Source organism: Neorhizobium sp. BETTINA12A, from assembly GCF_023006485.1.
Classification (GTDB): domain Bacteria; phylum Pseudomonadota; class Alphaproteobacteria; order Rhizobiales; family Rhizobiaceae; genus Neorhizobium.
The window spans coordinates 1-3449 of the sequence record NZ_JALBGW010000277.1 but is presented as its reverse complement, the minus strand read 5'-3'; the positions used below and the strand labels follow the sequence as shown (position 1 = coordinate 3449).

Sequence of the window (3449 nt, the reverse complement as noted above, 5' to 3'; positions counted from 1 at the left end):
GCCGTGGCCGTGTCCCGGTCGCCGCTCCCGCCAAGGTTCCTGCCCGCCCGAAGACCGAAGACGAACGCCGCCGCGGCAAGCTGACGGTGACCACGGTCAGCACGGACGAAGACGGCAATGCCCGTGGCCGTTCGATGGCCGCGACCCGCCGCCGGCAGGAGAAGTTCCGCCGCAGCCAGATGCAGGAAACGCGCGAAAAGGTCATGCGCGAAGTCATCCTGCCTGAAACCATCACCATTCAGGAACTGTCGCAGCGCATGTCCGAACGCGCCGTCGACGTCATCAAGTACCTGATGAAGGAAGGCCAGATGATGAAGCCGGGCGACGTCATCGACGCCGACCTCGCCGAAATCATCGCCGGCGAATTCGGCCATACCGTCAAGCGTGTTTCCGAGTCCGACGTCGAAGAAGGCATCTTCAACGTTGCCGACGACGAAGGCGAAATGGTTTCGCGCCCGCCGGTCGTCACCATCATGGGCCACGTCGACCACGGCAAGACCTCGCTGCTCGACGCCATCCGCCATGCCAATGTGGTCTCCGGCGAAGCCGGCGGCATCACCCAGCATATCGGCGCCTATCAGGTGGAACACAACGGCCAGAAGATCACCTTCATCGATACCCCCGGCCACGCCGCCTTCACGGCCATGCGTGCCCGTGGTGCCCAGGCGACGGATATCGCCATCCTGGTGGTTGCAGCCGACGACAGCGTGATGCCGCAGACGATCGAATCCATCGCCCATGCCAAGGCAGCGGGTGTTCCGATCATCGTGGCGATCAACAAGATCGACAAGCACGAAGCCAACCCGGACAAGGTTCGCCAGCAGCTTCTGCAGCACGAAGTGTTCGTGGAATCGCTCGGCGGTGAAGTGCTCGACGTCGAAGTGTCGGCCAAGAACAAGGTCAATCTCGACAAGCTGCTCGAAGCCATCCTGCTGCAGGCCGAAATCCTCGACCTCAAGGCTGATCCGAGCCGGACGGCCGAAGGCATCGTCATCGAAGCCCAGCTCGACCGTGGCCGCGGCGCGGTTGCGACCGTGCTCGTCCAGAAGGGCACGCTGAAACCGGGCCAGATCATCGTCGCCGGCGATCAGTGGGGTCGCGTTCGCGCGCTCGTCAACGACAAGGGCGACCATGTGAAGGAAGCCGGTCCGGCCATGCCGGTCGAGGTGCTCGGTCTTTCTGCCACTCCGGCCGCCGGCGACAGGTTCGCCGTGGTCGAGAGCGAAAGCCGTGCCCGCGAGATTTCCGAATATCGCCAGCGGCTTGCCCGCGACAAGGCGGCTGCCCGCCAGTCCGGCCAGCGCGGTTCGCTCGAACAGATGATGAGCCAGCTCCAGAATACCGGCTTGAAGGAATTCCCGCTGGTCATCAAGGGTGACGTGCAGGGTTCGATCGAAGCGATCATCGGCGCACTGGACAAACTCGGCACCGACGAAGTCCGTGCCCGCATCGTTCATTCGGGTGCCGGCGGCATCACCGAATCGGATATCTCGCTTGCCGAGGCATCCAATGCGGCGATCATCGGCTTCAATGTCCGCGCCAACCCGCAGGCACGAACAGCCGCTGAACGCGAAGGTCTCGAGATCCGCTACTACAACATCATCTACGATCTGGTGGATGACGTGAAGCAGGCGATGTCGGGCCTCCTGTCTCCGGAACGCCGCGAAACCTTCATCGGCAATGCCGAGATTCTTGAAGTGTTCAACATCACCAAGGTCGGCAAGGTCGCCGGTTGCCGTGTCGTCGAGGGCAAGGTCGAGCGTGGAGCGGGCGTCCGCCTTATCCGCGACAACGTCGTTGTCCACGAAGGCAAGCTCAAGACGCTCAAGCGCTTCAAGGACGAAGTCAGCGAAGTGCCGATGGGCCAGGAATGCGGCATGGCGTTCGAGAATTACGAAGACATGCGCGCAGGCGACGTCATCGAATGCTTCCGCGTGGAGCATATCACGCGCTCGCTGTGACCTCCGGCGAACAGCCCGAACAATTAAAGGAGCCGCCCGTGACCTTCACGGGCGGCTCTTGGCATTTTGGGTATTCGGTTTCTCGTGAGGAACTGGCTGCGGGGACTGAATCTCTCAATCCATGGCCCCAAGGGGGCCGGCCTCGATATGGCAAAAATTTTCAGCTTCAACCCGAGAGCTCGCGACGGTAAGCATCTACCCTATATCCGCATTTTCAGTTTCCGAGGAGGACAACATGCCGATTTCATTCGACCTGACGGGCAAGACGGCGATCGTTACCGGCGCCAATACGGGCCTTGGCCAGGCGATATCCGTGGCGCTGGCGCAGGCCGGCGCTGACGTGGCGCTGGTCGGACGCTCCTCCATGGCCGAGACGGAAGCCGCAGTCAGCGCGGCGGGTGGGCGCAGTCTGTCGATCCAGGCGGACCTTTCGACGCTCGAGCCGGTTGATCGGGTCATCAGCGAAACGGTCGCATGGACGGGGCGTGCCGATATCCTCGTCAACAATGCCGGGATCATCCGCCGGGCCGATGCGATCGATTTCACCGAGGCCGACTGGGACGCGGTGATGGACGTCAACCTGAAGACCGTGTTCTTCCTCTCCCAGGCGTTTGCACGCCGGCTGATCACCGAGGGCAAGGCCGGCAAGATCGTCAACATCGCCTCGCTGCTCTCCTTCCAGGGCGGCATCCGCATCCCTTCCTATACCGCCTCGAAGAGCGGTCTCGCCGGCCTGACCCGATTGCTCGCCTGCGAATGGGCTGGCAAGGGCATCAACGTCAACGCCATTGCGCCGGGTTATTTCTCGACCAACAATACCGAGGCACTGCGTAACGACCCGGATCGCAACGCGGCAATCCTCAGCCGTATTCCGGCTGGACACTGGGGCCAGCCGGAAGAGCTCGGCGGAGCCGCCGTATTCCTCGCCTCGCCGGCCTCCGACTATATCCATGGCATCGTACTGCCGGTCGACGGCGGCTGGCTGGCGCGGTAGGCGTCCGTCAGCCAATTTTCCGGCACAGGGAATGCCGATCCAGCGCAAATGGGGTAATGATCCCGTCCCGCATTAATGTGATCGGCATTCTCAAGATTTATTAGTTGCCATTTCTACTCATGTTTATTATCCGGTAGCTGCAACATCGCGAACCCGGCGGCAGTGGCCGGCGGCGTTCGGATGCCCGTTTCCGTCATCGTCGACCTGGCGCTCCGGCGCTGTCCGCGATGACGAACAGTCCGGAGTATCGCCTGCCATGACCGCTGCCCTGAAGCCCGCCTTTTCGATGCGCCAACCGATGAGGAGCCGGTTTTCGATGGCTCTCGCGGCACTGGCAATGACGGCTTCGACGGTGATGGCACAGACGCCTGCTCCGGATGCGCCGACGCAAGCGCCGCAGGCGACCTCCCCTTCCGGTGCACACCCGACGCAGGCGGCTCCCGCTCCCGCCACGCAGGCAGCGCCTACAACCTCCCGCGCAGCTCCGAGCTAGC

At 62.8% G+C, this 3449-nt stretch carries 3 protein-coding genes; all 3 read left to right on the top strand.

Annotation, left to right across the window (positions count from 1 at the left end; translation table 11 throughout):
• A partial coding sequence (gene infB / locus MOV61_RS29155) for a translation initiation factor IF-2 (protein ID WP_247139081.1) occupies positions 1-1961 on the top strand: 1961 nt, incomplete at its 5' end.
• Between the two features lie 235 nt (positions 1962-2196).
• Positions 2197-2955, top strand: a complete 759-nt coding sequence (gene kduD, locus MOV61_RS29150; protein WP_038547887.1) for a 2-dehydro-3-deoxy-D-gluconate 5-dehydrogenase KduD — start codon at positions 2197-2199, stop codon at positions 2953-2955.
• A 256-nt stretch (positions 2956-3211) separates the two neighbouring features.
• The gene (locus MOV61_RS29145) at positions 3212-3448 is read left to right on the top strand and encodes a hypothetical protein (protein ID WP_247139080.1); all 237 of its coding nucleotides are present in this window, start codon (positions 3212-3214) and stop codon (positions 3446-3448) included.
• The last annotated feature ends 1 nt before the right edge of the window (position 3449 follow it).

Bases quoted from the DNA above. Each gene is read 5' to 3' on its own strand.
- kduD (WP_038547887.1), top strand. From the start codon at position 2,197: ATGCCGATTTCATTCGACCTGACGGGCAAGACGGCGATCGTTACCGGC.
- MOV61_RS29145 (WP_247139080.1), top strand. From the start codon at position 3,212: ATGACCGCTGCCCTGAAGCCCGCCTTTTCGATGCGCCAACCGATGAGG.